Origin of the sequence: Stenotrophomonas sp. HMSC10F06 (genome assembly GCF_001807865.1) — a bacterium.
GTDB lineage: Bacteria > Pseudomonadota > Gammaproteobacteria > Xanthomonadales > Xanthomonadaceae > Stenotrophomonas > Stenotrophomonas bentonitica_A.
On sequence record NZ_KV791258.1, the window covers coordinates 74,819 to 75,999 of the forward strand.

Annotated in this window: 7 tRNA genes (1 of these 7 cut by a window edge); all 7 read left to right on the forward strand. The window is 59.5% G+C overall.

The window, feature by feature from the left end:
* Positions 1-32 (forward strand) — tRNA-OTHER (locus tag HMPREF3113_RS03590); it begins 48 nt to the left of the window's first position.
* A gap of 53 nt (positions 33-85) precedes the next feature.
* Positions 86-161, forward strand: a tRNA-Glu gene (locus HMPREF3113_RS03595).
* Between the two features lie 224 nt (positions 162-385).
* Positions 386-461 (forward strand) — tRNA-Ala (locus HMPREF3113_RS03600).
* A gap of 49 nt (positions 462-510) precedes the next feature.
* Positions 511-586: transfer RNA gene (locus HMPREF3113_RS03605), tRNA-Glu, on the forward strand.
* Positions 587-690: 104 nt separating this feature from the next.
* A tRNA-Ala gene (locus HMPREF3113_RS03610) sits at positions 691-766 on the forward strand.
* Between the two features lie 49 nt (positions 767-815).
* Positions 816-891, forward strand: a tRNA-Glu gene (locus HMPREF3113_RS03615).
* A 134-nt stretch (positions 892-1,025) separates the two neighbouring features.
* Positions 1,026-1,101: transfer RNA gene (locus HMPREF3113_RS03620), tRNA-Ala, on the forward strand.
* Positions 1,102-1,181 lie beyond the last annotated feature (80 nt).

Sequence of the window (1,181 nt, forward strand, 5' to 3'; positions counted from 1 at the left end):
GGTCGGCGGTTCGATCCCGCCTGGCTCCACCAATCCGATCATTAGGCCGATCAGATTGCAGTGACAAAATTTGAAGTTTTCGTGCGTCCCCATCGTCTAGAGGCCTAGGACATCACCCTTTCACGGTGGCGACCGGGGTTCGAATCCCCGTGGGGACGCCAGCTTCAAACAAACAGCCCTGACCTCGGTCGGGGCTTTTTGTTTGTGCCGCATCGAGCAACGCTCGGCATTGGCGGCCTGTTTTATCGCGTGCGTGCTGGTGCACTCGCGCGGGCAACGATCAGCCTCTGCAGATGGATGCCTGCATGCATTCTTTCTTCGGTATTTCAGAAAAAAGACTTGGCGAATGCTTCACGGCCGCGTAGAATTCCGCCTCCAGCATCGTGGGGCCATAGCTCAGCTGGGAGAGCGCCTGCATGGCATGCAGGAGGTCGGCGGTTCGATCCCGCCTGGCTCCACCACTTCTCCGGACACAGGCCGTCCGATAGAAGCCAAAATTCGGTTTAACGCGTCCCCATCGTCTAGAGGCCTAGGACATCACCCTTTCACGGTGGCGACCGGGGTTCGAATCCCCGTGGGGACGCCAGCTTCAAACAAACAGCCCTGACCTCGGTCGGGGCTTTTTGTTTGACGACCCTCTTCCCATTCGGCAAGACCGCCGCTATGATAGGCGGCTCGCAGCACAACTGTGGGGCCATAGCTCAGCTGGGAGAGCGCCTGCATGGCATGCAGGAGGTCGGCGGTTCGATCCCGCCTGGCTCCACCACTTCTCCGGACACAGGCCGTCCGATAGAAGCCAAAATTCGGTTTAACGCGTCCCCATCGTCTAGAGGCCTAGGACATCACCCTTTCACGGTGGCGACCGGGGTTCGAATCCCCGTGGGGACGCCACTCATCAGAAGAACACCGAGGCCCGGCATGCCGGGTCTTTTTGTTCACCGCCTACTGCGGTTGCGATGCGGATGCCCGAAAGGCTTCCACAAACGTGAACAGGCAGATATACTAGGCGGCTCGCGGTACAACGTGGGGCCATAGCTCAGCTGGGAGAGCGCCTGCATGGCATGCAGGAGGTCGGCGGTTCGATCCCGCCTGGCTCCACCACTCCGGACCTTAGGCCGTTCGGTGTGCTGAACAATTTGATGAGTTTATGCGTCCCCATCGTCTAGAGGCCTAGGACATCA